Annotated in this window: 23 protein-coding genes; 17 read left to right on the forward strand and 6 right to left on the reverse strand. The window is 64.4% G+C overall.

Annotated elements, in window-relative coordinates; all coding sequences use genetic code 11:
- On the forward strand, positions 1-856 hold an 856-nt coding region (locus tag ACZO3G_RS11015; protein ID WP_486847190.1), incomplete at its 5' end, for a transaldolase family protein.
- 118 nt (positions 857-974) lie between these two features.
- Here ACZO3G_RS11015 and ACZO3G_RS11020 read toward each other — a convergent pair.
- Positions 975-2,183: an ROK family transcriptional regulator gene (locus ACZO3G_RS11020; protein WP_101551688.1), complete on the reverse strand. Its 1,209-nt coding sequence runs from the start codon at positions 2,181-2,183 to the stop codon at positions 975-977.
- Positions 2,184-2,254: 71 nt separating this feature from the next.
- Positions 2,255-3,103, reverse strand: a complete 849-nt coding sequence (locus tag ACZO3G_RS11025) for an SDR family oxidoreductase (protein WP_276872326.1) — start codon at positions 3,101-3,103, stop codon at positions 2,255-2,257.
- 290 nt (positions 3,104-3,393) lie between these two features.
- Here ACZO3G_RS11025 and ACZO3G_RS11030 point away from each other — a divergent pair, with 290 nt between their 5' ends.
- The 6 genes from ACZO3G_RS11030 (at position 3,394) to ACZO3G_RS11055 (ending at position 8,784) form a co-directional block, all read left to right on the forward strand.
- Positions 3,394-4,533 (forward strand): ABC transporter substrate-binding protein, encoded by a 1,140-nt coding sequence (locus ACZO3G_RS11030; protein ID WP_101551684.1) that lies wholly within the window; start codon positions 3,394-3,396, stop codon positions 4,531-4,533.
- Positions 4,534-4,621: 88 nt separating this feature from the next.
- The gene (locus ACZO3G_RS11035) at positions 4,622-5,407 is read left to right on the forward strand and encodes an ABC transporter permease (protein ID WP_101551682.1); all 786 of its coding nucleotides are present in this window, start codon (positions 4,622-4,624) and stop codon (positions 5,405-5,407) included.
- A complete protein-coding gene (locus ACZO3G_RS11040) occupies positions 5,407-6,186 on the forward strand; it encodes an ABC transporter permease (RefSeq protein WP_101551680.1) in 780 nt (259 codons plus the stop codon). The genes ACZO3G_RS11035 and ACZO3G_RS11040 overlap by 1 nt, the downstream gene beginning before the upstream one ends.
- Positions 6,162-6,917, forward strand: a complete 756-nt coding sequence (locus ACZO3G_RS11045; RefSeq protein WP_101553248.1) for an ABC transporter ATP-binding protein — start codon at positions 6,162-6,164, stop codon at positions 6,915-6,917. Before ACZO3G_RS11040 ends, ACZO3G_RS11045 begins: the two co-directional genes overlap by 25 nt.
- A gap of 19 nt (positions 6,918-6,936) precedes the next feature.
- Complete coding sequence (locus ACZO3G_RS11050; RefSeq protein WP_101551678.1) at positions 6,937-7,686, forward strand: ABC transporter ATP-binding protein; 750 nt, start codon at positions 6,937-6,939, stop codon at positions 7,684-7,686.
- A gap of 48 nt (positions 7,687-7,734) precedes the next feature.
- Positions 7,735-8,784, forward strand: a complete 1,050-nt coding sequence (locus tag ACZO3G_RS11055) for an NAD(P)-dependent alcohol dehydrogenase (RefSeq protein ID WP_276872324.1) — start codon at positions 7,735-7,737, stop codon at positions 8,782-8,784.
- A 160-nt stretch (positions 8,785-8,944) separates the two neighbouring features.
- Here ACZO3G_RS11055 and ACZO3G_RS11060 read toward each other — a convergent pair whose 3' ends face one another.
- Both ACZO3G_RS11060 and ACZO3G_RS11065 read right to left on the reverse strand, forming a co-directional pair.
- Positions 8,945-10,213, reverse strand: coding sequence for a class II D-tagatose-bisphosphate aldolase non-catalytic subunit (locus ACZO3G_RS11060; protein WP_121586835.1), 1,269 nt, complete (start codon positions 10,211-10,213; stop codon positions 8,945-8,947).
- A gap of 44 nt (positions 10,214-10,257) precedes the next feature.
- The gene (locus tag ACZO3G_RS11065) at positions 10,258-11,199 is read right to left on the reverse strand and encodes an ROK family protein (RefSeq protein ID WP_276873561.1); all 942 of its coding nucleotides are present in this window, start codon (positions 11,197-11,199) and stop codon (positions 10,258-10,260) included.
- A 260-nt stretch (positions 11,200-11,459) separates the two neighbouring features.
- Between ACZO3G_RS11065 and ACZO3G_RS11070 the strand changes: the two genes are divergently transcribed.
- The 6 genes from ACZO3G_RS11070 (at position 11,460) to ACZO3G_RS11095 (ending at position 18,877) form a co-directional block, all read left to right on the forward strand.
- Complete coding sequence (locus ACZO3G_RS11070) at positions 11,460-12,905, forward strand: L-fucose/L-arabinose isomerase family protein (protein WP_101551673.1); 1,446 nt, start codon at positions 11,460-11,462, stop codon at positions 12,903-12,905.
- 57 nt (positions 12,906-12,962) lie between these two features.
- A complete protein-coding gene (locus ACZO3G_RS11075; protein ID WP_121586832.1) occupies positions 12,963-14,048 on the forward strand; it encodes a galactose ABC transporter substrate-binding protein in 1,086 nt (361 codons plus the stop codon).
- 74 nt (positions 14,049-14,122) lie between these two features.
- The gene (locus ACZO3G_RS11080; RefSeq protein WP_256152249.1) at positions 14,123-15,628 is read left to right on the forward strand and encodes a sugar ABC transporter ATP-binding protein; all 1,506 of its coding nucleotides are present in this window, start codon (positions 14,123-14,125) and stop codon (positions 15,626-15,628) included.
- 15 nt (positions 15,629-15,643) lie between these two features.
- Complete coding sequence (locus ACZO3G_RS11085; RefSeq protein WP_101551666.1) at positions 15,644-16,657, forward strand: galactose/methyl galactoside ABC transporter permease MglC; 1,014 nt, start codon at positions 15,644-15,646, stop codon at positions 16,655-16,657.
- Between the two features lie 197 nt (positions 16,658-16,854).
- Positions 16,855-18,066, forward strand: coding sequence for an ROK family transcriptional regulator (locus ACZO3G_RS11090; RefSeq protein ID WP_172439247.1), 1,212 nt, complete (start codon positions 16,855-16,857; stop codon positions 18,064-18,066).
- 13 nt (positions 18,067-18,079) lie between these two features.
- Positions 18,080-18,877, forward strand: a complete 798-nt coding sequence (locus tag ACZO3G_RS11095) for a histidinol-phosphatase HisJ family protein (RefSeq protein WP_101551662.1) — start codon at positions 18,080-18,082, stop codon at positions 18,875-18,877.
- Between the two features lie 53 nt (positions 18,878-18,930).
- On the opposite strand, the gene ACZO3G_RS11100 is transcribed toward ACZO3G_RS11095, so the two are convergent.
- Together ACZO3G_RS11100 and ACZO3G_RS11105 are read right to left on the reverse strand one after the other, a co-directional pair.
- Positions 18,931-19,875, reverse strand: a complete 945-nt coding sequence (locus ACZO3G_RS11100) for an ROK family protein (protein WP_101551660.1) — start codon at positions 19,873-19,875, stop codon at positions 18,931-18,933.
- Positions 19,875-21,089, reverse strand: coding sequence for an ROK family protein (locus ACZO3G_RS11105; RefSeq protein ID WP_101551659.1), 1,215 nt, complete (start codon positions 21,087-21,089; stop codon positions 19,875-19,877). The genes ACZO3G_RS11100 and ACZO3G_RS11105 overlap by 1 nt, the downstream gene beginning before the upstream one ends.
- Before the next feature lie 140 nt (positions 21,090-21,229).
- Here ACZO3G_RS11105 and ACZO3G_RS11110 point away from each other — a divergent pair, with 140 nt between their 5' ends.
- The 4 genes from ACZO3G_RS11110 to ACZO3G_RS11125 all read left to right on the forward strand — a co-directional run.
- On the forward strand, positions 21,230-22,624 hold the full coding sequence (locus ACZO3G_RS11110; protein WP_276874157.1) for an SIS domain-containing protein: 1,395 nt from the start codon (positions 21,230-21,232) through the stop codon (positions 22,622-22,624).
- The gene (locus ACZO3G_RS11115) at positions 22,625-23,605 is read left to right on the forward strand and encodes a GSU2086 family protein (protein WP_276874160.1); all 981 of its coding nucleotides are present in this window, start codon (positions 22,625-22,627) and stop codon (positions 23,603-23,605) included.
- Between the two features lie 9 nt (positions 23,606-23,614).
- Positions 23,615-24,646, forward strand: a complete 1,032-nt coding sequence (locus ACZO3G_RS11120; protein WP_276874164.1) for a bifunctional heptose 7-phosphate kinase/heptose 1-phosphate adenyltransferase — start codon at positions 23,615-23,617, stop codon at positions 24,644-24,646.
- A 136-nt stretch (positions 24,647-24,782) separates the two neighbouring features.
- Positions 24,783-25,160: DUF4317 family protein (locus tag ACZO3G_RS11125; RefSeq protein WP_486847195.1), on the forward strand; the 378-nt coding region annotated here is incomplete at its 3' end.

Below are 25,160 nucleotides of genomic sequence, written 5' to 3' on the forward strand. Positions count from 1 at the left end.
CTCGGCCACCGAGGACGAGATCACCTGGCTGCTCCTCTACGAGGTGGGCCGGGAGCGCAGCAAAAAGCTGCTGCCCGTCTTTGAAAAATTCAAGGGCAGGAAGGGCCGCCTCTCGATCCAGGTGAACGCGAAATACTACCGCAGCAGGGACAAGATGGTCGAGCAGGCCGTCATGCTCAACACGCTCGGCAGGAATATGCAGGTCAAGCTGCCCGCCTCCGCCGCCGGCGTCGAGGCGATGGAGGAGGCCACCTACCGCGGCGTGTCGATCAACGCGACGGTGAGCTTCACCGTGGCGCAGGCGGTCGCCGTGGCGGAGGCCGTCGAGCGCGGCCTCGCGCGCCGGAAGGCCGAGGGCCTGCCCTGCGATGAGATGGCGCCCGTCTGCACCATTATGATCGGCCGCACCGACGACTGGATGAAGGCCGCGACCGCCGCCGAGGGCGTCACCGTCATCCCCGAGGCGCTCGAGTGGGCGGGCGTCGCCGTCATCAAGAAGGCGTACGCCATCTACAAGGAGCGCGGCTACACCACCCGGCTGCTGAGCGCCGCCAACCGCAACGTCTACCACTGGTCCGAGCTGGTGGGCGGCGACCTCTGCCAGACGATCAACTACAAGTGGCAGCAGCGCCTCAACGGCGGCTGCGACATGCCCGTGGAGGACCGCATCGGCGAGCCGGTCCCCGCGGAGTACCTCGCCGCCCTCGAAAAGCTCGGCGAGTTCCGCAAGTCCTACGACGAGGACGGCATGAAGCCGGAGGAGTTCGTCCGCTACGGCGGCTTTCACGACACGATCAAGACCTTCCTCGCCGGATACGACGATCTGGTCTGCCTCGTGCGCGGCTATATGATCTGATCCCCGTCGGATGACAGGGCCCTCCGGGCGGCGCCGGCAGGTTTGCCGGCGCCGCCCTTCCTGATACGAAAAACCGCCCCGGCCGTAAGGCCGGGGCGGTTTTTAGGGGGCGGAAAGGCTACGCCTCGCCGCCCGTGTCGATCAGGTAGGTCTTGATGGCGGTCGCGGCGGGGCCGATGTAGTCGGTCTTCCAGGAGAGGGCGCTGCGCTGGAAGAGCTCCCGCCCGATGAAGGGATTGAGCCGCACGACCTCGTCGATGAAGCGGTCGGCCGCGCCGGGTACCTCGAAGAGCACGCCGTAAAGGATGACCCGGTCGGGGGAGAAGACCTGAATCGCGTTGTTCACGCCGATGGCCAGATCGTGCACGCAGGCCTCGAAGAAGCCGCGCAGGGCGGGGCAGTCGGCGGAGAGGTAGGAGATGATGTTCGTGACGTGCGGCGCGCCGTGCGCCTCCCGCACCTGCTGGAGCGCGGGCTCGCCGGGCAGCAACTCGAGGATCTTCTCCTCGATGCGGGAGAGGTTCACGCCCGTCTCGAGGCAGCCCCTGCGCCCGCATTTGCAGGTGCGGCCGTCGTTTCGGTAAAAGTAGGTGTGCCCGATCTCGGAGGAGTGGAAGGTGTGGTCCTTGCAGATCACGCCGCCGATCGAGGAGGCCGACCCGACGCCGGGGCCCCATTTGAGCGCGATGACGTTGGAATCGGTCGCGCAGCCGAGCAGGATTTCGGCGTTGAGGAAGGCGCAGACGTTGTTCTCCACGCAGATGGGGAAGGGCAACTCCTTTTCCAGAAGCTGCCGGATGGGGACCTGCCCCTCCCCGAAGATGCTGAAGGGGTTGAGGCTGACCCCCGCCTCCTGGTCGACCGAGCCGACGATGCAGACGCACGCCCCGAGTACCCGTTCGCAGGGGATGTTGTTTTCCCACAGCAGGCGGATGCAGGCGTCGGCGAGCTTTTTGAAAAAATGTTCCGCGTCGTAGGGGGCCTCGACCGAGAAGGAGGTCCAGGCGACCGCCTGCCCGCGCAGGTCGGTGATCGCGATGATATGCCCGTTGTAGTGCAGGCTCACCGCGATGGCATATTTATAGGTGCCGTTGATGTCCAGGGGGCATTTCTTACGGCCGGGACTCTGGGATTTGCCGCCGTCCGACTGGATCAGCAGGCCCTTCTGGATGAAATCGTTGCAGATGGACGTCAGCGTCGCAGTGGTCAGGTTCAGTTCCTCCGCGAGGTCGGTGCGGGACATCCCCCCGTTGCGCAGCAAAAGCTGCAGCACCGCGGATCGGTTGATCTGCTTGACGTTGGTCATGTTGACGCCGGTTGGTAACATAGCCCTTCAACTCGTTTCGGTACAGTAATGGTGGTCGCGGGCGCGCGCCCGCGGAGTTCCCCTCAAAAGCATTATACTCCACAGTAGGCGTTAAATCCACCGTCAACCGGCAAAACCACGCCGGTGATGAAGGACGCCGCCTGCGGGGAGAGCAGGAAAAGGAGCGCCCCGGAGAGCTCGTCGATCTCGCCGAACCGCCCCATCGGGGTGCCCGCGAGGATTTTGCGCGCGCGGTCGGTAAAGCCGCCCTCCGCGTCCAGCAGGTTGGGCCGGTTCTGGTTGGTGATGAAGAAGCCGGGCGCGAGGGCGTTCACACGGATGCCCTCCTTCGCAAAATAGGTGGCGAGCCACTCGGTGAAGTTGGAGACGGCGGCCTTCGCGGCGCTGTAGGCGGGCAGCTTGGTCAGCGGCCTATACGCGTTCATCGAGGAGACGTTCAGGATCGAGCAGCCCGGGCGGCCCGGCATGTCCGCGGAAAAGACCTGGGTGGGAAGGAGGGTGCCAATAAAATTCAAATCGAAGACGAATTTGAAGCCGTCAAGGTCGAGACGGTAAAAATCCCGGACGCCCTCCGCCGCGCGGGAGAAGAATTCGTCGTCGGTGTTGCCTCTGGGGTTGTTGCCCCCCGCGCCGTTGATGAGAAGGTCGCAGGGCCCAAGGTCGTCGAGGACCCGGCGGTGGACCTCCTCGAGGCTTTCCCGGTCGAGCACGTCGGCGCGGTAGGCCCGCGCCTCATATCCGTCCGCGCGGATGGCGCGGGCGGCTTCCTCGGCGGCCCGCCCGTCAATGTCGAGCAGTGCGACCCTCACGCCCGCCCGGGCGAGAACGCGTGAAAAGTGGCTGCACATGACCCCGCCGGCGCCTGTCACAACGGCTGTTTTTCCGGACAGGCCGGCGGGGAAGGTCATGGATGCTGGCATGCTGGCTACCTCTTTTCCACACCAATAATAAACATGACTAATTAATACTATGAGAATTATATCCTACTACCGATATAAATGCAAGATAAAAAGGCAAAAAATAAGCAGATTATCTAATAAATAAATGGAATTATTAAAAGAATTGTCAATTGACGGCAAAACAAACGGCGAATATAATAAATACATAAATATTAATCATATTAATTAATTGCTTTTGGCGCCCCAAATCCGGATTCCTTTTGCAGGATGCAAATGAAATAATCGTATAATTCAAAAAAGGGAGGATACTTATGAAAAACCTGAAAAAGCTGATTACGGCCGTTCTGGCGGCCGCGATGGTTCTCTCCGTTGCGGGCTGCGGCTCCAGCAACACCCCCAGCGCCCCGGACGCGAACAGCGCGGCCGCAAGCGGCGGCGAGAGCCAGGGTGCGGCGCTTACGAAGATCACGGCGAGCGGACAGCCCTACAGCCACACCCTCCCCGCCTGGCTGGCGGAGCAGGACGGCCTCTACGAGCAGGCCGGCATGGGCTTTGAAATGATCATGTTCACCGGCGGCGCCGCGCAGAACGAGGCGCTCGGCGCGGACGAGTGGGACGTCGGCACCATGGGTTCCCCGCCGTCCATCACCGGCGGCGTGGCCTACGGCGTGCACGTCATCGGCTTCGGCTCGCCCGACGACAAGGCGGTCACCATCTGGGCGCGTCCGGACAGCGACGTGGCGCAGGTCTCCGGCGAGGTTGACGGCTACCCGGACATCAAGGGCAACGCCGACACCTGGAGGGGCAAGACGATCCTCTGCCCGACCTCCACCTCCGCGCACTTCACGCTGATCGCAACCCTTAAGACGATGGGGCTCACCACCGAGGACGTCAACATCATCGACATGGGCGTCGCGCAGGGCTTTACCGCCTTCAAGGCGGGCGAGGCGGACATCGTCTGCCTGTGGGACCCGCAGGGCTTTGACGCGGAGAAGGAAGGCTGGACCTGCATCTCCTCCGGCGAGGCGACCGGCGAGGCGATGCCCACCGTCATCGTGGCCTCCGAAAAGGCGATGGCCGAAAAGCACGACGAGATCCTCGAATACCTCGACATCTACTTCCAGGAGTCCGAAAAGTACGCGAAGGACCTCGACGCCTACGCGCAGGCCCTGATGGACATCGGCATTGAAAACGGCGTCGAGCAGGACTACGAGACCTCCTACAAATGCGCCGAGAAGCGCCCGCTCCAGACGCTGGACGACGAGATCGAGTGGTACAAGGGCGAGGTCGGCAGCCGCAAGGCGGACATCGCGATGGAGAACCTGATGGACTTCTTCGTCTACACCGGCACGATCGAGGAGGCCGACAAGCAGAAGCTGATCGACAACGGCTTCGTCGACAGCAGCTTCATCGAGGAACTGGCCGCCCGTTACGGCAAAACCCTGAACTGATCCGTAACGCCGGCCGTCGGGAAGAGGGGGCGCGAGCCCCCTCTTCCAATGAGAACGACACAAACGATTTGTTGGATTGGGTGAGTATATGGACAAAGCAAAAAACAAAAAGCGAAATCTGATTCTCCTGAGCATTTTGGGGCTGGTGCTCTTTTTCGGCACCTGGGAGCTGCTTGTCCACGTGGGCGTCATCTCCGAGCGGAACCTCTGCGCACCGTCGACAGCGGTCCAAACCTTCCTTTACAAGCTGACCAACACCAAGCCGGACGGAGCCACGCTCTTCGCTCACTTCTTCTCCAGCATCAAGCTCTCCCTCGCGGGATTCGTGCTGGCGGTGGTGATCGGCATTCCGCTGGGGCTCTTCATGGGCTACTACAAGGGCATGGATTCCTTCTTCACCCCGCTGTTCGAGGTGGTCCGCCCGATCCCGCCGATCGCGTGGATCCCGATCGTCATCCTCACGCTGGGCATCGGCTTCAAGGCGAAGGTGTTCATCATCTTCATCTCGGCGTTCGTTCCCTGCGTGGTCAATTCCTACCTGGGCATCAAGCTGACCGACCCCACCCTCATCGACGTGGCGCAGACCTTCGGGGCGAGCCGGTGGCAGATCTTCCGGACGATCTGCATTCCCTCTTCGATGAACATGGTCTTCACCGGCGTGCGCGTCTCGCTGGCGGCCTCCTGGTCCACGCTGGTGGCCGCGGAGATGCTGGCGTCCACCAAGGGGCTGGGCTACATGATCCAGATCGGCCGCAACCTGATCCGTCCGGACATCATCATCGTCGGCATGCTGACGATCGGCCTGGTGGGCGCGCTGATGGGCTGGGTGCTGAGCCTGTTTGAGAAGAAAGTCGCTCCCTGGAGGTATAAGTGATGAACGATAAAGTGAAAAAGCTCCTTTACGGGCTGCTTTCGGTCTCCTCCCTGGCGCTCTTCGTGGTCGTGTGGGTCGTCCTCTCCCACGCGGAAGGAACGATGCTTCCCACCCCGACGGCGACCTTCTCGCGGTTTATCGACATTATGCAAAACCCCATCTCCAAAGCGACCCTCCCGGTACATATCTGGGTCAGCCTGCGGCGGGTGCTCATCGCCTTCCTCTTCGCGGTGGTCATCGGCATCGCGCTCGGCGTGGGGCTCGGCTGGAGCGAAAAGTTCAACGCCTTCTTCGGCCCGCTCTTTGAGATGATCCGCCCGATCCCGCCGATCGCGTGGATCCCGATGATCATCATCTGGTTCGGCATCGGCGAAACGGCCAAGATCGTCATCGTCTTCATCGGGGCCTTCACCTCGATCGTGCTGAACACCAGCGCGGGCATCCGGGCGATCGACCCGCTGCTCATCAGCGCCGGCAAGGTGCTCGGCGCGAACAGGCGCCAGCTGCTCGTCGACGTGGCCATGCCCGCGACCATCCCCGCGATCCTCGCGGGCATCCGGACGGCGCTTTCAAGCGGCTGGATGTGCGTGGTGGCCGCCGAGATGATCGCGGCCCGGCAGGGCGTCGGCTTCCTGATCGTCCGCGGGCAGGAGATCGGCGACACCGCCCTCATCGTGGTGTGCATGTTGGCAATCGGCATCGTGAGCGCGCTGCTCTCGCTGTTCCTGACGAAAATGGAAGGAGTGCTTTGCCCGTGGCAGTTCTCAAAGACACAATAATCATCAAGGACCTCGCAAAGACCTTCTACCTGAAGAGCGAGACCAAAGAGGTGCTCAAGGACATCAACATCACCGTCAAGGAGAACGAGTTCCTCGTCCTGCTCGGCCCCGGCCAATGCGGCAAGACGGTGCTCCTGAACATCCTGGCGGGGCTGGACGCCCCCACCGGGGGGGAGATCACCTTCGTGAACGGCCGCCCGCCGATGGGCGACCTGGGGGTGGTCTTCCAGCGGTACGCCCTCTTCCCCTGGAAAACGGTCATGGGGAACGTGGAGATCAACCAGAAGTTCAAGGGCAAATCCAAGGCGGAGCGGCAGGCGGCCGCGCAGAAATACATCGAGCTCGTCGGGCTGCAGGGGTTTGAAAACTCCCTGCCCAAGCAGCTTTCGGGCGGCATGCAGCAGCGCGTGGGCATCGCCCGGGCGTACGCCAGCGAATCGGACATCATGCTGCTCGACGAGCCGTTCGGCGCGCTCGACGCGCAGACGCGCTACTCGATGGAGGATGAGATCCTGCGCATCTGGGAGAAGGACCGCCGCACGGTCATCTTCGTCACCAACAACGTGGAGGAGGCCATCTACCTCGGCGACCGCATCATCCTGCTGGGCGGGCACCCCACCGGCGTGAAGAAGGAATATGTGCCCGACCTGCCCAGGCCGAGGAACTATACCGATCCGGCGTTCCTGAAATTGCGCAACGAGATCGTTGCCAACACGGACCTGGTGCTGTAAGCGGGAGGAGGCAGAACAGATGAGCGAAAACGACAACGTGAAAGTCCGGGTCAGAAACCTCACAAAGTGCTTCGGCGACCTGAAGGTGCTCGACAACGTCTCCTTCGATATCCAGAAGGGCGACTTCGTCTGCATCGTCGGCCCCACCGGCTGTGGGAAAACGACCTTTTTAAAATGCCTCGTCCGGCTCTTCTCCCTCACCGAGGGGGAGATCCTCGTGGACGGGGAACCGGCGGACCCCAAAAAGCACAACCTCAGCTTCGTCTTCCAGAACCCGTCGCACCTGCCCTGGCTGACGGTCGAAAAGAACATCCGCTACGGGCTGGAACTGAAAAAATATCCCGAGCAGCTCATCCGGGAGCGCACCGAGGAGATCCTCGGCCTGCTCGGCCTGGACAAGGTGCGCAACTCCTACCCGCACGAGCTGTCCGCCTCGACGGTGCAGCGCATCGTCATCGGGCGCAGCTTCGCGATGCACCCCGACCTGCTGCTGATGGATGAGCCCTACGGCCAGATGGACATCAAGATGCGCTACTACCTCGAGGATGAGGTCATCAAGCTGTGGCAGGCCACCGGCTCGACGGTCATCTTCATCACCCACAACGTCGAGGAGGCGGTCTACCTCTCCAACAAGTGCCTCATCCTCTCCCAGAAGCCCACGACGGTGAAGGAGGAGCTGAAGATCGACCTGCCGCGCCCGCGCGACATCGCCTCGCCGGAGTTTGTCCGCCTGCGCGAATACGTCACCTCGCAGATCAAATGGTGGTGATCTCCGTTTGAAGACGGTACCGATCGCCGAAAAGGGGGATTTATGAGCATGGAACAGATTCAGAACCGCGTCGCGCGGCTGACCGCGATCCAGAAGATCGAGATGGCGGACGCCCCGATGCCGAAGGCCGGCCCGGGCGAGGTCGTCGTCAAAACGGAGTACTGCGGCATCTGCGGCTCGGATATGCATTTTTACACCCACGGGAGCATCGGCAAGAAGGTCGCGCCCTTCCCGTTCATCCTGGGGCACGAGTGCTCCGGCTATGTCGCCGAGCTGGGCGAGGGGGTCGCCTCCCTCAAGGTCGGCGACCGCGTCGCGCTCGAGCCGGGCGTCCCCTGCGGAAGGTGCGAGCTCTGCCGCGAGGGGCTCTACAACCTCTGCCCCGACGTGCGCTTCATGGCCGCGCCGCCCTTCGACGGCGCGCTGCAAAACTACCTCGCCCATCCGGCCGACCTGTGCTTCCGGCTCTCCGACTCGATGACGATGCAGGAGGGCGCGATGCTCGAGCCGCTCGCCGTCGGGATGCACGCCGCCAAACGCGGCGGCGTCACGATGGGGCAGAGCGTCTGCATCCTCGGCTCGGGCACCATCGGGATCATGACCCTGCTCGCCTGCAAGGCGCTGGGCGCGACCCGCATCGTCGTCTCCGACCTCATCGAAAGCCGTCTGGAGAGCGCGAAGGCGTTCGGCGCGGACGTCGTCGTCAACCCCAGGGAGCAGGATCTGGAGGCGGCCGTGATGGAGCTGACGGGCGGCGCGGGCTGCGACGTCGTGTTCGAGACGGCGGGCAGCCCCCACACGATGGTCGACACGTGGAAATACGTCAGGCGGGGCGGCGTCATCACGCTGGTGGGCAACATCACCGCCGACGTGCCCTACAGCTTTTTGGAGATTTCCCGCAAGGAGGTGGACATCCGTCCCGTCTTCCGCTACCGCAACCTCTATCCGATGCTGATCGAGGCGGTCGCGAGCGGAAAGATCGACCTTTCGGGAATCCGGCCGCGCGAGTTCCCCTTCGGGGAGAGCGACGCCGCGTTCCGGTATACCGCGAACAACGCGCAGGAGGTCATCAAGACGCTGATCAGAGTGTCCGAATGACCGCATGAAGAGAGAAGGACCCTACAAAAGGCCGCGGAGGCGGGGCAGATGCCCCGCCTCCGCGGCCTTTCGCCATCCCCGAAGCGTTGGGAAACGTAAATCGCCCCCGGCCGGGATTTACGCGGCCGGGGGCACGAAGGGGAGAAACAGGTGTTCGGATTTACAGGACCGCCGCCACCTTGGAGGTGATCCCCTCGAGGTTGAAGGCGTCGACGTAGCGCTCGATCGATTTCATGACCGCGTTCACGACGATCCGGTGGGGGTCCAGCCCGGCGGCTTCGAGGCCCGCGTACATTTTGGCGATCTCCGCCTTGACTTCCGGATCGTTGAAGGTGTAATGGCCGCAGATTTCGACCACCTCGGCGGAGAGCGCCTCGTCCGCCAGCACCTGGTCGACGGTGTAGCCGCGCGCGTCGCCGACCATCCATTTGCGCCAGCGCTGGCTTGCGATCGAGGCGCGGGTGAACACCTCGGGGAACCGGGAGGGGCCGGAGAGCATCTTCCGGTCGCAGAGCCACCGCTCGATCCTTGCCAGCCGCAGGAGCGTCTGGGTCTCGACCACGCCGTATTCGGGCGCGACGTTGGTGGCGGTGATGCCGAGCGCGGGGTGCAGCTCGAGGATGAAGTCGGAGAGGTAGTCGCCGTTGTGCTCCTTGAGGCCGACCCCGTGCACCCGGGCGGCTTTGGAGAGGGCGACCGCCTGGTCGGCGTTGAAGTGGCCGACGTTCTCGGTCAGGCGGGTGAGGGTGCCGGTCTGGCCGACGATGTACACCGGCAGCGGCAGGCCCTTGGCGTTCAGCCGCTCGACGAGCGTGTTGATGAACTGGTTGTAGGACTCCACGCCGGTGAGCCCGCCGTTGGTCTCCTCGGTGCCCACCTCGTAGGCCACGGGCGGCAGGCCGAGCGCCTTGCGCTGCGCCTCGCAGTATTCGATCAACTCGATCGTGAGGTCGAGCACCATGTCCATCGGGACCACGTCGCCCACGTCGGGGATCTTGGTGGGGTCGATGTGCAGCAGGTCGAAGCCCGCCTTGAGGTCGTACAGATAGGAGCGCTTGCCCAGCTCCATCGCCTCGGCCACCGGGAGCTTGTCGCTGCGCTCCTTGTCCCGCTGCCACGGGCCGCCGTGGTCGCGGCAGAGGTAATAGAGCCCGTCGTACCGGCAGCGCCCGGCGATCTTGGCGATGTCCCGCCGGAAGGTGTCCTGGTTCCACGAGCAGACGTACCCGCCGCCGAATTCGTCCGCGTCCACCTGGTTGCGGCTGGCGATGAACATCACGGGGAAGTCCTTCTTCTTCGCGAGCAGGAAGCACGCCTCAATGAGGTTTTCGGACATCGGCCCGATCCCCAGCATGGTGCAGCGCAGGTTCTGCGCCTCTTCGAGCTTGTAGATGCCCTGCATGAATTCCCTGAGTCCCGGTTTTTGCATCTGGATGACCTCCAATTCTATGACGTCGGTTCATAACGTTCCGTTTACAGCAGGTCGCGCGCCAGCAGGATCGCCCCGGTGGTGCCGACCAGCCCGCCGAGCTGCGCCCGCGCGAGCCGGATGTGGTGCGCCGTGTCGGTGTAGCAGTACCGCCGCGCGGACGCGAGGACCGGCCCCTCCATCAGGTCCCAGGCGTTGGAGACCCCGCCGCCGAAGACGAACAGGTCGGGGTCGAGCACTTGGTTGAGGATGCCCACCGCGATCCCCAGCTTGCGCATCGCGGCATCCCAGACGCCGGCGCAGAGTCGGTCGCCCGCCCGCACGCCGCATTCGACGTCGTAGGCGGTGACCTCCTTCTTCCCGGCGAGAAAACCGCCGGGTCCGGCCTTGGCTGCCAGCTCCCGCGCCCTCCGGGCGATCGAGCTTCCGGAGGCGTAGAGCTGGACGCACCCGCGGCCCCCGCAGGGGCAGGGCGGGCCGTCGGGGTCAACGGTGACGTGGCCGAACTCGCCCGCGAAGCCGTGCGCGCCCTCCAGCAGGCGGCCTCCCGAGCAGATCCCGCCGCCGATGCCGGTGCTGACGGTCAGGTAGACCACCGTGCCGCAGCCGCGGCCCGCGCCCGCCCTTGCCTCGGCGTAGGCGGCGGCGTTCGCGTCGTTTTCGAGCCGCACGGGCACGCCGAACCGCTCCTCAAACAGCCGCCGCACGGGCACCTCCCGCCAGCCGGTGGTCGCGACCTGCACGATGCTGCCCGCCGCGAGATCGAGCGGGCCGGGGCAACTGATCCCGATGCCGGAGAGCTCCTTCAGCGTGGCGCCGCGCGCCGCGAGCAGCTCACCGACCATGGCGGCGGCGGCTTCAAACACGGGGGAGAAGTCCGCGCCGGGAGGGGTCGCGCGGCGGACGGTGCCGAGGATGACGGCGTCATCCGCAGCGATGGAGGCGGCGATTTTGGTGCCGCCGATATCGATGCCGGCCCAGTACATATCCCAATCCCTCCTCCTGTTTGGTAGGTGGCTTTAATGTATCACGATAAGATATTTATGTCAACAACAAATGTAAACAAAAAATAATGTGACCATCAAATTGCATATAAAACAAGAAATTTATAGTGAATATTAATGAAATTGGCGCAAAAAGATTGCGAAAGATATTTTGTCGTGATATCATTTAAGAAAAGTTTACATCACGATGTGATATCGGATGTTTGCCGGCCGCGCAGGCCGTGGAAAGGGGAATGATCCGTATGCAATCGCTGAAGGTCGGCCTGGTCAGTTCGTCCCAGCTCAGCTTCCCGGGCGACAAAAAAAGCGTCTATGAGGCGAGCGCCCAAAAGCTGCGGGCGCTGTCCGGGCAGCTGGGCTTCGAGCTCTATGTCCATCCCGGCACCGTCATCACGCCGGACGACGGCTACGCCGCCGTGAAGGCCCTCGAGGGGGAGGGCGTGGATTTCATCCTGCTGCAGTGCACCAGCTTTTCGGCGGGCGCGCTCGCCCCGATCTTCGCCCGCGCCCGGGCGGCGCTCGGCCTGTGGGCGATCCCCGAGCATGCCGACCATGGGGTGCTGCCCTTCAACTCCTTCTGCACCATCAACATGTATTCCGGCATCATCGGCCACTACCTCAAGGATTACAACATCCCGATCAAATGGTTCTTCGGAGACGTGGAGGACCCGCTCTTCCGCGGCCGCCTCGCGGTCACCGTGCGCGCGCTGCGCGCGATCAAGAACCTCAAGGCCTCCAAGGTCGCGCTGATCGGCGGCATCGCCCCCGGCTTCGACGACCTCTACGACGACGAGCGCACGCTCATCCGCCGCTTTGACGGCATCCGCATCAACCGGCTGCACGAGTATTCCGAGGTGCGCGACCGCGCGGTCGCCTACTCCGCCGCGCAGGTGTCCGCCGAGATGGAGCGCATCGCCGCCGAGGCGGGCGGGGTGCTCAACCGCCGGGCGGACGAGACCCTCGAAACGAACGCCCGCTTCTCGCTGGCCTACGACGACTTTATTAAGGAGTATGGCTACGACGCGATCGCGGTCAGCTGCTGGCCGAAGTTCCAGGACGAGTTCCAATACAGCGTCTGCGCGGTCGTGGGCGGGCTCAACGACAAGGGGATCCCCACCGCCTGCGAGGGGGACCTCACGAGCGCGATCAGCATGCTGCTGCTCAAATACCTGTCCGACGACGTGGGGATGCTCATGGACATGGGCGCCTTCGACCAGGCGGACGACACGGTGCTCATGTGGCACTGCGGCCCCGCCGCCAGCCGGTTCTGCCGGCAGAACGGCTACCGGCTCAGCGTCAACTACCACGGCATGGCGCACGAGGAGGGCGCGAAAGAGCCCAACTGCTGCGGCGTGACGCGGGACATGGTCTTCGATCCCGGCGAGGTGACCATCGCGCGCATCTCGGGGGAGGCCGACGAGCTGCTCGTCGCGAACGGCAGCTTCCTCGGGGACACGAAGCCCAGCTTCTACGGCTCGCGCGGCTGGCTGGGCGGGCTCTCCCTCAACGGGACCCCCATCGGCGCGCTCGACCTGGTCAACACGCTGCTGGTGCGGCGGTTCTCCCACCATTTCCCGATCGTGCGGGGAGATTATTCAAAGGAGCTGCTCGAGGCGATGGGCTGGCTCGGCATGAAGAAGATCGAGCCGGTCCCCTACGCGGACTACTTACAGGCCCCCAATTGGTAATCCGGCGCCGGAAGACGCCAGAAATACACAGAAACGAGAGAATTTGGAGGTAAAAGAATGAAAAAGATCCTTTCCGCGCTACTCGTTGTCATGATCGTCCTGTCGCTGGGCGCGTGCGGTTCCGAGCCTGCGGCGGCCCCGTCCGAGACGGCCCCCGCCGCCGACGCGGCCCCGTCCGAGGAAGCCCCGGCCGAAGAGCCCGCGGCGGCTCCCGCACAGATCACCATCGGCGCGTCCATCCGCAAATACGACGACACCTACCTCACCGAGCAGCGCAACAACATGAAGATCAAGGGCGACGAGCTCGGCGTCACGATCGACTTTACCGATTCCAAAGCCGATCAGACCACCCAGAACAACAACATCGACATGTACATCACCAAGGAGTACAACGCCCTGGCGATCAACATGCAGGAGCGTTCCGCGGCCGACGTCGTGATCGAGAAGGCCAAGAACGCCAACATCCCGGTCGTCTTCTTCAACACCGAGCCGTTTGAAGAGGCCATGGCAATGTGGGATAAGGTCTACTATGTCGGCGCGAAGGCGGAGGAATCCGGCCTCATGCAGGGCAAGGCGATGGTCGATTACTGGAACAGCCATCCGGAAGCCGATAAGAACGGCGACGGCATCGTTCAGTACGTCATCATCATGGGCGAGCCCGGACATCAGGACGCCGAGCTGCGTTCCGAGTACTGCGTCAAGGCGATGACCGACGCGGGCCTCCAGGTGGAAGAGGTCGCGAAGGACACCGCGATGTGGGACCGCGTCAAGGGCCAGGACAAGATGGCCACCTTCCTCGCGGCGCATGACAACATCGAGGCGGTCTTCTGCAACAACGACGACATGGCGCTCGGCGCGATCGAAGCGCTCAAGGCGCAGGGCTACTTCACCGGCGACAAGTATATGCCCGTCTTCGGCGTCGACGCGACCGAGCCCGGCAAGGAAGCCATCATCGAAGGCACCATGCTCGCCACCTCCCTGAACGACGCGAAAAACCAGGGCTTCGCGGTGGTCCAGCTCTGCGACCTGCTCGCCAAGGGCGAAACCCCGACCTCCGAGAACCTCGGATACGAGATGGACGGCCAGTACGTCTGGATTCCGTACGTCGCGGTGAGCAAGGAGAACGTGGACCAGTTCAGCTGATCCGCGCCAGGCAACCAGCACGCGCGGGGGACGGGTTCCCGTCCCCCGCGCTCCTAAAGGGGGAACTCAGCGAGATGAGTGAAAACGGCTACATCCTGGAAATGAACAACATCACCAAACGATTCCCCGGCGTTCTGGCGCTTGACAAGGTCACCCTCAAGGTGCGTCCCGCCACCGTGCACGCCCTGATGGGCGAAAACGGCGCGGGAAAATCCACCCTGATGAAATGCCTGTTCGGCATCTACGTCCGCGACGAGGGCGACGTGATCCTGGACGGGCAGCCGGTCAATTTCTCAGGCGCGCTTGACGCGATCGAACACGGGATCGCAATGATCCACCAGGAGCTCCACCCGGAGCCCCACCTGAGCGTCATGGAGAACATCTGGCTGGGGCGGTTCCCGATCAAAGGGATCGTTGTCGATTATAAAAAGATGTACAACGACACCCGGGACCTGCTCGAGCGGCTCAACCTCCACCTCGACCCGAAGGCGCTCGTCAAGACGCTCTCCGTATCGCAGATCCAGTCGATTGAAATCGCAAAGGCGGTTTCCTTTAACGCAAAGGTAATCATCATGGACGAACCGACCTCCTCGCTGACTTCCGACGAGGTCGACCACCTGTTTACGATCATAAACGACCTGCGCTCCAAGGGAGTCGCAATCATCTACATCTCCCATAAGATGGAGGAAATCAAGAAAATTTCCGATGAGGTCAGTATCATGCGCGACGGTACGATGATCGGTACCTGGAACGCCGCCGACCTCACGACGGATATGATCATCTCCAAGATGGTCGGGCGGGACATGAGCAACCGCTTCCCGCCCAAGACGAACAAGCCCGGTGAGGTTTACATGCGCGTCGAGGGGTTCTCGTCGATCCACGACCGCAGCTTCCAGGACGTGAGCTTCGAGCTGCGCCGCGGAGAAATCCTCGGGCTGGGCGGCCTGGTGGGCGCGCAGCGCACCGAGCTGGTCGAGGCGATCTTCGGCCTGCGCGCGCTCAGGGCGGGCAAGCTCTACCTCGACGGGAAGGAGGTTCGGGTTCACAACTCGACCGACGCGATGGACAACGGCATCGCCCTGCTCACCGAGGACCGCAAGGGCTCGGGCATCTTCCCGGTGCTGGGCGTGGGCGAAAACACCTACATCGCCGTCTACAAGCGCCTGGCGCGCTTCCTCGGCCTGATCAACGGCCGGCGCTGCAACGAGTTGGCCGAGGAGAGCATCGAACGCCTGTCGATCAAGACGCCGAGCATCCGCACCCCGATGAACAGCCTGTCGGGCGGCAACCAGCAGAAGGTGCTCTTTGCCCGGTGGCTGCTGACCGAGCCGGAGGTCCTGCTGCTCGACGAACCCACGCGCGGCATCGACGTGGGCGCGAAATACGAGATCTACACGATTATGGCCGACCTCGCGGCGCAGGGCAAATGCGTCGTGATGATTTCGAGCGAAATGCCCGAGCTGATCGGCATGGCCGACCGGGTCATGGTGATGTGCGAGGGCAAAAAGGCCGGTGAACTTGAGGGCGACGCGATCAATGAAGAGGAGATCATGCGCCTTGCCACCAAATTTATGGTTTAGAAAAGAGGCCGGAATATGGATGCAACGAACAAAACTTCCAAAAAACTGATTCGCTTCCTCGGCGACAACGCGATTACCCTCTGTCTGGTGGTGCTGGTGGTCGTCATCATCTGCATCAACCCAAAATTCTTCTCCTTCAACGTCCTGCGCGACGTCCTGCTCCAGAACGCGACCAAGCTGATCATGGCCTGCGGCATGATGTTCGTGCTCATCTCGGGCGGCGTCGACCTGTCGGCCGGACGCATTCTCGGGCTCGCGGCGGTGCTGACCGCCTCGCTCGGACAGACGATCGACTACAGCCGCCGGTTCTATCCCAACATGCCGGACATCCCGATCATCGTTCCGTTTTTGGTCGCGCTGGCCGTCTGCATGCTGCTCGGCCTCTTCAACGGTACCGTGATCGCGAAATTCGCTATCCCGCCCTTCATCGTGACGCTGGGCACGCAGGTCATCGCCTGGGGCGTGAACCTCCTCTACTTCGACCTGCCGCCCAACTCCTCCCAGCCGATCGGCGGCGTCAAAAAGAGCATTACCTACATGGGCTCCGGGCTGCTGGGCGGCAAGGTGCCGGTCATCATCCTCATCGCGCTGGCGGTCACGCTCGCGGTGTGGTTCATCCTCAAAAAGCTGCGCTTCGGGCGCAACGTCTACGCGGTGGGCGGCAACGCCGAGGCGGCCAACGTCTCGGGCATCAAGGTGACGGCCACGCTGATCGGCGTCTACGGCATCGCCGGACTGCTCTACGGGCTCGCGGGCTTCCTCGAGTGCGCGCGGACGGGCGGCGCGACCTCCGCCTACGGCCTCAACTATGAGTTCGACGCGATTGCCTCCTGCGTCGTGGGCGGCGTCTCCAACACCGGCGGCATCGGCACCGTGCCGGGCATGGTCGTCGGCGTGCTGATCTTCGGCATCATCAACTACGGACTCACCTTCATCGGCGTCAACCCGTACTGGCAGCAGATTATCAAGGGCATCATCATTATCGCGGCGGTCGGCTTTGACATCCGGAAAAACCTCCGGCGCAAATAACAGATTCATTCCTCTGCGATACATACTGATCTGATCTATACCGGTACGGCGAAGATATCTCACTGGATATTTCCGCCTGCCGGCCTTTTTTCTGGAAACAAAATGGGACTAGGTTTTCAGCCGGACGCGTGCTATAATTTGACTGTTCCCCCCGCTTCGCGGCGGCAGCGTGAATTTGAATGATAAGGGATGATAACATGACGGAAACCGTCAGGCACGATTTGATGCGCAGCACGAACATGCTCAGCGTCTTTAACTGCATCCGCAAGCACGGCCCCATCTCCAAGCGCAGGATCCAGGAGGAGACGGGGCTGAGCTGGGGGGCGGTCTCCACCTTTTCCGCCGACCTGCTCGAACGGGGGATCATCAGCGAAACCGGGCGGGTGGACACCGGATCGCGCCGTTCGGCCACGGCGTTCGACATCAATCTGGAAAACAACCTCATCATCGGCATCGACACCAACGTCATCGGCATGACCGGCGTGATCATCGACCTCAAAAGCCGCGTCAAGACCAAGATCCACCAGGAGCTGGTCAGCAACCACATCTCCGAGTTGCTCGAGCAGATGAAGGGGATCATCCGCCTGCTGATGGCGGAGGTCAGCGACCAGTCGGTCATCAAGGGGATCGGCGTCGCCTTCCCGGGGCATGTCGACACCGAGCGCGGCGTCTCGGTGCTCGCCCGGCAGTTTTGCAGCCTCGAGCCGCTCGACATCTGCGGCATCTTGAAGGGGGAGTTCGGCCTGCCGGTCGTGATCGAGCACGACCCGAACTGCTGCGCGCTGTCGGAGCAGCTCTTCGGCGCGGGGCAGGGGCTGACCAACCTGCTCTATGTCCGCCTCTCCCGCGGCATCGGCATGGGCATCATCCTCGGCGGCGAAATCTACCACGGGTTCGCGGGCGCCACGGGCGAGATCGGGCACATCACGATGGACCCGGACGGCGGGCCCTGCTACTGCGGCAACAACGGCTGCCTGGAAATCTACGCCTCGTCGGAGGCGGTGCTGAGCCGGTGCGAGCAGGCCGCGCGCATGGGGGACGCCCCCCGGCTCGCGGAGCTCCTCGCGCGGGGGGAGCCCCTGACGCTCGAGACGGCGGAGAAGGCCGCGGCCGCGGGGGACGGGGCCGTCTACGACTTCTTCTACCGCGCCGCCGATTACGCGGGCCTCGCGGTATCCGCCGCCATCAACCTGCTCGATCCGCAGGCGGTCATCCTCGGCGGGGAGATGCCCGACGTGAAGGAGCCCTTCTACCGCCACCTGCGGGAGGTCATCGACAGACGGGTGTGGAACCGCCGCAGCATCGACATCCGCGTCTCCCACCTCGGGCGGTCGTCCGCCGCCATCGGGGCGGCCTCCCTCTTCATCCAGCAGGCGTTCTTCTCGGCCGTCGGGCCGGACGCCTCCTGAGGAGGCGCCGCGGATGTACCGTGCGGACAGCCACCTTCATTCGCTGCACTCGTTCGATTCCGCCGCGCCGATGGAGGCGCAGTGCGAAGCCGCGTGCGCGGCGGGGATGGAGGAAATCTGCTTTACCGAGCATTTCAGCGTGAACCCGCTGGTGCCGACCTACGGCTACCTCGACCGGGCGCGCTACGACGCCGATTACGCGGCCTGCCGCGGCGCGTTCGCCGGGAGGCTGCGCGTTTATAAAGGGATCGAGCTCTGCGAGCCCCACCGGTACGCCGAACGCTACCGGGAGCTCTTTGCGCGCGGGCCGGTCGACGCGGTCGTCGGCTCGGTGCACAACGTCGATAACGGCAAGCTGCGCGCCCTTGTGCGGGACGAGGGGCCCGACCGGGCGTGCGAGAGATATTTTTCCGAGCTGCGCGACATGGCCGGGCGGGCGGAGATCGACGTGGCCGCGCATTTCGACCTCGTCAAGCGGTATATCGGCGCGCCCTTCACCGAACGGGAGGTGGAGCACAACCTCCGGGTGATCGGGGAGATCCTCCAGATCCTCGTCGAGCGGGGGATCGCGCTGGAGCTGAACGGTTCCACCCTCGGCTCCCTCGGCCAGCTGATGCCCTGTGAAGAGATCGTGCGGCTCTACGCGCAAAAGGGCGGGCGGCTGCTCACCTTCGGCTCGGACGCGCACAGCCCCGAAAAGCTCGGGCAGGGCTTTGCGGAGGCCGCCGCGCTTGCGAAGAGCTGCGGCTTTCCGGGATTTTACACCTACCGGGCGCGCCGCCCGGTCTTCCATCCGTTCGAGGATGAATGACCAGAAAAAAACAGCCGCAAAAGCGGCTGTTTTTTTGTGCTGCCGTGCGGGCGCTACTGCGCCTGCTCGAGAAAGAGCGCGGCCGCGCCGAGCAGGGAGGCCTCGTAGCCGAGGCCGGTCGCGCGGATTTCAACGCCCGCGCAGGACTCGGCGGCGCGCGCGTCGAGCGCCGACCGCATCCGCGGAAGCAGCAGGCCGAGCGAGCGGGCGACGCCTCCGCCGAAATAAACCCGCTCGGGGTTGAGCATGCTCACGACGGGGGCGAGCGCCTGCCCGAGGTAGCCGCCCGCCCGATCGAAGAGCGCCCGCGCGGGCGAAAACCCGGCCTGCGCGAGCGCGGCGCAGCCCGCCGCGTCGGGGGACGCGCCCCGTTCCCGCGCGAGGGCGGCGGCCTGGGGGTCCTCCGCGAGCAGGAGGGCGAACCGGCGGGAGAGGGCGGCGCCCGAAGCGTGCGCCTCGAGGCAGCCGCGGCTGCCGCAGGGACAGGGGAGGGGGTGCTCGAACTCGACCTTGCAGTGCCCGAGCTCCCCGGCGAGGCTGTTGCAGCCCAGCAGCACCCGCCCGTCCGCGACAACCGCGCCGCCGATCCCGGTGCTGACGGTGATCCAGAGGAAGTTTTCGGGCGCGCCGGCGAACCGGAGCTCGGCGCGGGCACAGTTGTTGACGTCGTTTTCGCACCAGAGCGCGCGGATGCCCAGCGCCTCCCGCAGGAATTCGGCCGCGGGGAAGTCCCGCCATCCCGCGCCGGGCGCGAGCAGCAGGACGCTGTGGCTGTGGTCGACCATGCCGGGCAGGCTCACGCCCACCCCCTCGAGCGCTTGGGCGGGGACGCCGTATTCCGCCGCGGCCTCGAGCAGCAGGGCGGCGCAGCGGTTGAAATGCGCCGCGCAGTCCGATTTTTCGGTGACGATCTGCTTTTCAATGAGCAGCTCTCCGTTTTCGTTGACGATCCCCGCGATCGTTTTGCTTCCGCCGATGTCAATCGCGCCGATATACATTACAATCCCCCCAATGCGGCCTGTTCTTCGGAGATGCGGAAAAAGACCCGCCGGATAAACATGGCGGCCGCCCCGATCGCGGCGGAATCGCCGCCGAGCGAGGAGACGCGCAGATCGACCGGGCCGCTCCACGCACGGCTTCCGACCGTCTCGCGTAGCCGTTCGATGCACAGGTCCGGGTAGGCGGCCAGCTCCCCCCCGATGACCACCGCGGCCGGGTCGATGATGTTCACGACGTTGGCTACGGCGATGCCCGCGTAGTCCGCCGCGCGGGAAAAGACCTCCGCGACCGCCCGTTCCCCCTGCCGCGCCGCCCGCGCGGCGGCCTCGAGGGTGATTGGGCCGTCCGCCGCGATCGAAGCGAGCAGCGGCGCCCGCCCGTCCGCCGCCAGCTCGCGGCAGCGACGCAGGATGGCGTCGACTGACGCGACCGTTTCGAGGCAGCCGCGGTTGCCGCAGCAGCAGGGCTCCCCGTCGGGCAGCATGGTCATGTGGCCGATCTCGCCCGACGCGCCGCTGTGGCCGCGGTAGACCGCGCCGCCCGTGAGGATGCCCATACCGATGCCGTAGGAGAGGCGCACGAAGAGGAAGTCCTCAACGTCCTGCGCCGCGCCCATCCAGTGCTCGCAGACCGCCATGCAGTTGGGGTCGTGCTCGAGCAGGACCTCCAGCCCGAACGCCCGCTGGAAGATTTCCCGCATGTTGACCTCCGAGAGGCTCCCGAACTGGTGGGTCCAGAGGGAGACGCCCCGCTCGGCGTCGACCTGCCCGGGAAAGGCGATCGCGAGGCCCTTGACCGTGCCCGCGGCGGTCTGCCCGAGCAGCTCGGCGGCGGCCTCCTTCATGAGGCGGAGGATGTCCTCCCCCTTCCGCCCCTCGGTGGGCCGCCAGACGCGGGCGAGCACCCGGCTGCGCAGGTCGCAGACCACGCCGGTGAGTCCGGAGAGGTTGACGTCCAGCCCGATGATGAGGTTGTCCTTCAGGTTGATGTCGAAGCCGGAGGGGTTGCGTCCCGCGCCCTCCGTCCGGACGGGCAGCTCACGGAGGACGCCCCGCTCGAGCAGGATGGAGCAGAGGTTGGAGACGCTGCCCCAGCTCAGCCCGGTGAGGGACTGGATCTGCCGCTTGGTGACGGGCGCGTGGGCGCGGATGCAGTCAAAGACGCTTTCCATATTGGCGCTGCGCATGTCGTCATGGTTCACGGTGCGCTGCAAGGAGAAGCCCCCTTTCTGTAAATATCACGATATGATAAATTTTTTTGCCTGACCCTATTGCAATTATATCACATCATGATATAATTGCAATAGGAAAGCTCGCACAAACCTGACACATCATCATCGGGAGGCAATTTGATATGGATTTTGACGGAAAAGCCATCTCCTCGGCCCTGCTGGAATACACCGGGGACGTCGCGGCGCGCGCGATGCGCACAGACTTCGACCTGCTCGCGCAAATCGCGCGGACGCTCATCGAGGCCAAGGAGCGCGGCGCGACGATCTACACGGCGGGCAACGGCGGCAGCGCGGCGACCGCCTCGCACATCTGCAACGACCTGCTCAAGGGCTGCCGCGTCCACAACCGCGAGGGCTTCAAGACCGAGTGTCTCGCGGATTCCTGCGCGGTCATGACCTGTCTGGGCAACGACTTCTCCTATGAGGAGATCTTCTCCATCCAGCTGCGCACCAAGGCGCACCGGGGGGACGTGCTGCTCGTCTACAGCGGCAGCGGGAATTCCCCCAACATCGTGCGGCTGGTGGACACCGCCCGGGAGATGGGCGTCGTCACCATCGGCTTTTCCGGCCGGGACGGCGGGAAGCTCGCGGGCCGCTGCGACCTGCTGCTCATCGCGCCCACCGACTCGATGGAGCAGATTGAGGACTTACATATGCTCTATGTGCACGCCCTCTCAAGCGTCATTCAGCAGGTCCTGCCCGACCGCTGGGGGGTGGAGTACGTCCGCTACCCCGACCCGAAGGCGGGGATCACCACCGCGCTCTTCGACTTTGACGGAACGGTGAGCCTTATCCGGGAGGGCTGGCGGGAGATCATGGTTCCCTATTTCGCCGAGGTGCTCGGCGCGACCGGGACCGGGGAATCGCCCGAGACGCTTTGCGAGGTGGCCGCCGACTTTGTCGACGCGCTCACCGGCAAGCAGACGATCTTCCAGTGCATCCGGCTGGACGAGGAGGTCCAGAAGCGGGGCGGCCCCCACCGGGACCCGCTGGAATACAAGGCGGAGTACCTGCGGCGGCTGGGCGTCCACATCCGGGACCGGCGCGAGGGGCTGGAAAACGGGACGATCGACCCGTCCGGGCTGCTCGTGCCGGGCGTGAGGGAGCTGGTCGGCGCGCTGCGGGAGGCGGGGATCGCCTGCCACCTCGCGAGCGGCACCGACGAGGCCGACGTGCTCCATGAGGCGCGCCTGCTCGGGCTGGACGGCTGCTTCGACGCCATCCACGGCGCGCGCGACGAGATGACCGAGTGCTCCAAGGAGCAGGTGCTGCGCGGGCTCTTTGCCGACGGCACCCTGCGCCCGGAGCAGCTCGTCTCCTTCGGGGACGGGTATGTCGAGATCGAGCTGGTCGCGCAGCTCGGGGGCTACACCTTCGGCGTCGCCACGGACGAGGTGCGCCGGAAGGGGATCAACGAATGGAAGCGCCGCCGCCTGCTTTCGGCGGGCGCGGACGCGATCATTCCGGATTTTGCCGGGTACCGGCAAATCGTACACGCGATCAGGGAGGGGATTTAAATGCCGTTTGAGAAGTTTGACCGCTCCAGGCTGGAGATCTTCCCGCTCGAGCAGCGGGTGCACGACGTGGACATCAGCGTCGTGAAGTCGCTGGACGACCCCGTCCCGCCCTTTTCGCACCCCGAGCTGCCCTCCATCGCGCGCGACGTCGTGGCGGCCCGCCGGGAGCACGACGCGACAGTGCTGATGATGTACGGCGCCCACGTCATCCGCACCGGCAACGGCCTGCACATGATCGAATTGATGAAGCGCGGGCTGGTGACCCACTTCGCCACCAACGGCGCGGGCTCAATCCACGACTATGAGCTCGCGCTCATCGGCAGGACCTGCGAGAGCGTGGCCAAATACATCAGCATGGGCCAGTTCGGCCTGTGGACCGAGACGGGACGGCTCAACGACATCATCAAGGAGGGCGTCCGGGACGGACTCGGCTGGGGCGAGGCCGTCGGCCGCTACATCTGGGAGGAGAAGCTCCCCAACCGCGAAAAGAGCGTGCTGGGCATGGGGTACCATCTCGGCGTGCCCTGCACGGTGCATATCGGCGTGGGCAACGACATCATCCACGAGCACCCCAACTGCGACGGCGCGGCGATGGGGGAGGCGTCCTACACCGATTTCCTCATCTACGCGCAGAGCGTGACGAAGCTGGAGCACGGGGTGTTCCTCAACTTCGGCTCGGCGGTCGCGGGACCGGAGGTCTACCTCAAGGCGCTCGCGATGGCCCGCAACGTCGCGCGGCAGGAGGGGCGGCAGATCGCCCATTTCACGACCGCGGTCTTCGACCTGCTGGAGATCGAAAACGGGGACTTTTCGGCCGCGCCGCCCAAGAGCGACCCGCGCTACTATTTCCGCCCGTGGAAGACGATCCTCGCCCGCACGGTGGCGGACGGCGGCGTGAGCCATTACATCCGGGGAGAGCACCAGAGGACGGTTCCCGCGCTGGCGCGGATGATCCTGGAGCTCGACAGCGCGGGAAAGTGAGGGAGCGCCATGATCGACTATCGCCGGATGATCGGGGCGATTGAACGGGAGCCCGCCTGCACCGTCGTGGTGTTCGGCGACTACTGCCTCGACAAATACCTCTATACCGATCCCGCCAACGACGAGCTCTCGGTCGAGACGGGGCTTGTCGCCCGCCAGTTCGACCGCAAGGCGATCTTCGCGGGGGTGGGCGGTACGATCACCAACAACCTGCGCGCGCTCGGCGTTGGGGTGCGCTGCGTCGGGATGCTCGGAAGCGATGGGGAGGGCTGGGAGCTGGAGCGCGCGCTCCGGGAGACCGGCGCGGACACCCGCTTCATGCTTGAGACGCCCGGCCGCTGCACCTGCACCTACACCAAGCCGATGCAGAAGAACCCCGACGGCGGCTACAGCGAAACGGGGCGGCTGGATTTCCGCAGCCTGACGCCGCTTCCGCGGGCCTATGAGGACGCGCTCGTCGGCAGGCTGGAGGAAGCGCTCACGGGCGCGGACGCGGTGATCATCACCGACCAGTTCGTCGAGCGCGGGCTCGGCGCGCTGACCGATCGGGTGCGGGCCGCCGTCTGCGCGATGGCGGAGGCGAACCCGGAAAAGCTCTTTTATGCCGATTCCCGCGCGTTCGCGGGGGAGTACCGCCATGTGATCGTCAAGTGCAACCATCTCGAGCTGCTGCACATCTGCGCCCCCGGCTTTAGCGGGGAACCCGGGCAGGCCTTCCTGGAGGAGTGCGGTCGGGAGCTTTCGGCGCGCACCGGCCGTCCCGCCTTCGTCACGATGGGGGACAAGGGCTCGCTCGTCTTCGCAAACGGAGCGGTCACCGCGGTGCCCGCCTTCCATGTGGAGGGGCCGGTGGATATCGTCGGCGCGGGCGACGCGACCAACGCGGGCATCGTGCTCGGCTTCTGCCTCGGCTTCTCCGCCCCCGAGGCGGCGGCGCTGGGAAACTGCGTCTCCTCGATCACCATCCAGCAGATCGGCAGGACGGGCACCGCCACCCGCGCGCGGGTCGCCGAACGCCTGCGCACCTGCCTGGAACAATAGGATCGGAACCATAGGAAAGGCCGGCGCCGCGCGCCGGCCTTTTTTCGTGCTGTCTTTTCGCGCGCTTTGTGCTATAATAAGCGGGCGGCGCGGCTGTGCAAAGGCCGCCGGAATACATAGAGGACAAGAGGAAGTTATGAACGAAAAAGAAATTGCAGAAATCCGCCGCCGGTTCCGTCCCGACAAGTCGAACATCACCCACATCCGGGGATGCTACGTCAACGACAAGCGGGAGATCGTCACCGGCATTGACCAGTCGCTCGCGGTGATGCCGCAGGAGGAGTCCGAAAAGCTGCTGACAATCCTCCGCCGGGCCCTCTCGGGGACGGTCGGGAAGAATTTGGTCGACATCCCCTTTACGACGCAGCAGGTCGTAGACAGCGAGGAGCACCGGCTGCTGATGGCGCTGCGGGATTCCGCGCTGAAGGACGAGGAGGCCGTGCAGGCCTTTTTCCAGCGGGTGATCCAGTCGCTTACGCTGGAGGGCGGCTACCTGATCCTGCTGGCGGCGGAC

Source organism: Anaerotruncus sp., assembly GCF_057433415.1.

Excerpts from the sequence above, each read along its gene's own strand:
- ACZO3G_RS11030 (WP_101551684.1), top strand. The coding sequence starts at position 3,394 with ATGAAAAACCTGAAAAAGCTGATTACGGCCGTTCTGGCGGCCGCGATG.
- ACZO3G_RS11025 (WP_276872326.1), bottom strand. The coding sequence starts at position 3,103 with ATGCCAGCATCCATGACCTTCCCCGCCGGCCTGTCCGGAAAAACAGCC.
- ACZO3G_RS11060 (WP_121586835.1), bottom strand. The coding sequence starts at position 10,213 with ATGCAAAAACCGGGACTCAGGGAATTCATGCAGGGCATCTACAAGCTC.
- ACZO3G_RS11110 (WP_276874157.1), top strand. The coding sequence starts at position 21,230 with ATGGATTTTGACGGAAAAGCCATCTCCTCGGCCCTGCTGGAATACACC.
- ACZO3G_RS11075 (WP_121586832.1), top strand. The coding sequence starts at position 12,963 with ATGAAAAAGATCCTTTCCGCGCTACTCGTTGTCATGATCGTCCTGTCG.
- ACZO3G_RS11100 (WP_101551660.1), bottom strand. The coding sequence starts at position 19,875 with ATGTATATCGGCGCGATTGACATCGGCGGAAGCAAAACGATCGCGGGG.
- ACZO3G_RS11095 (WP_101551662.1), top strand. The coding sequence starts at position 18,080 with ATGTACCGTGCGGACAGCCACCTTCATTCGCTGCACTCGTTCGATTCC.
- ACZO3G_RS11080 (WP_256152249.1), top strand. The coding sequence starts at position 14,123 with ATGAGTGAAAACGGCTACATCCTGGAAATGAACAACATCACCAAACGA.
- ACZO3G_RS11065 (WP_276873561.1), bottom strand. The coding sequence starts at position 11,199 with ATGTACTGGGCCGGCATCGATATCGGCGGCACCAAAATCGCCGCCTCC.
- ACZO3G_RS11020 (WP_101551688.1), bottom strand. The coding sequence starts at position 2,183 with ATGTTACCAACCGGCGTCAACATGACCAACGTCAAGCAGATCAACCGA.
- ACZO3G_RS11090 (WP_172439247.1), top strand. The coding sequence starts at position 16,855 with ATGACGGAAACCGTCAGGCACGATTTGATGCGCAGCACGAACATGCTC.
- ACZO3G_RS11040 (WP_101551680.1), top strand. The coding sequence starts at position 5,407 with ATGAACGATAAAGTGAAAAAGCTCCTTTACGGGCTGCTTTCGGTCTCC.
- ACZO3G_RS11085 (WP_101551666.1), top strand. The coding sequence starts at position 15,644 with ATGGATGCAACGAACAAAACTTCCAAAAAACTGATTCGCTTCCTCGGC.
- ACZO3G_RS11035 (WP_101551682.1), top strand. The coding sequence starts at position 4,622 with ATGGACAAAGCAAAAAACAAAAAGCGAAATCTGATTCTCCTGAGCATT.
- ACZO3G_RS11050 (WP_101551678.1), top strand. The coding sequence starts at position 6,937 with ATGAGCGAAAACGACAACGTGAAAGTCCGGGTCAGAAACCTCACAAAG.
- ACZO3G_RS11115 (WP_276874160.1), top strand. The coding sequence starts at position 22,625 with ATGCCGTTTGAGAAGTTTGACCGCTCCAGGCTGGAGATCTTCCCGCTC.
- ACZO3G_RS11070 (WP_101551673.1), top strand. The coding sequence starts at position 11,460 with ATGCAATCGCTGAAGGTCGGCCTGGTCAGTTCGTCCCAGCTCAGCTTC.
- ACZO3G_RS11055 (WP_276872324.1), top strand. The coding sequence starts at position 7,735 with ATGGAACAGATTCAGAACCGCGTCGCGCGGCTGACCGCGATCCAGAAG.
- ACZO3G_RS11120 (WP_276874164.1), top strand. The coding sequence starts at position 23,615 with ATGATCGACTATCGCCGGATGATCGGGGCGATTGAACGGGAGCCCGCC.